Annotated in this window: 1 tRNA gene; it reads left to right on the top strand. The window is 63.9% G+C overall.

Going from position 1 to position 548, the window contains the following annotated elements:
* The first annotated feature begins 224 nt into the window (after positions 1-224).
* A tRNA-Leu gene (locus AC1DQC_RS20175) sits at positions 225-301 on the top strand.
* Positions 302-548: the final 247 nt, after the last annotated feature.

Below are 548 nucleotides of genomic sequence, written 5' to 3' on the forward strand. Positions count from 1 at the left end.
TCGTAGCCCTCCTCGCGGAGCATCTCGACCAGGTCCATGCGGATCAGGACCTCGTCCTCGGCGACCACCACACGGCGTGGGGCGGGTCCTTCTCCCTGCGTGACAGGAGCGTTCATCGTTGCCTTCCTCTACTGCCGGCCACCCCGGAAACGTGGCGCAAGCCTTTTGAAGGGTACCGGTGCTTGACCCTGCCACCCGATCTTCTAGAGTGGGTAACCGCACCAGCCCTCGTATCCCAATTGGCAGAGGAAACGGATTCAAAACCCGTGCAGTGTGAGTTCGAGTCTCACCGAGGGCACCAGTAAGGCCAGATCAGAGCAAGTTTCCTGACAGATACCCACTAGGGGTACGTCAGTTCTCACTCGCAGTCACTCGCAGCAGCCCCTAATTCTCCTGCGCATCGGGCGCGTCGAGGAGATCGAGCGCGGTCATCGCGCCGCCCTTCTTGCCGGGGACCTTGCCCGTCAGCGCGGCCGTCCGGTCGCCGTCGAGGCGGGTCGCGAGCGCGTCCAGCTCGTCAGGGAACAGGTGGCCGTACCGGTCGAGGG

The organism is Cellulomonas sp. P4_H12 (assembly GCF_056400905.1).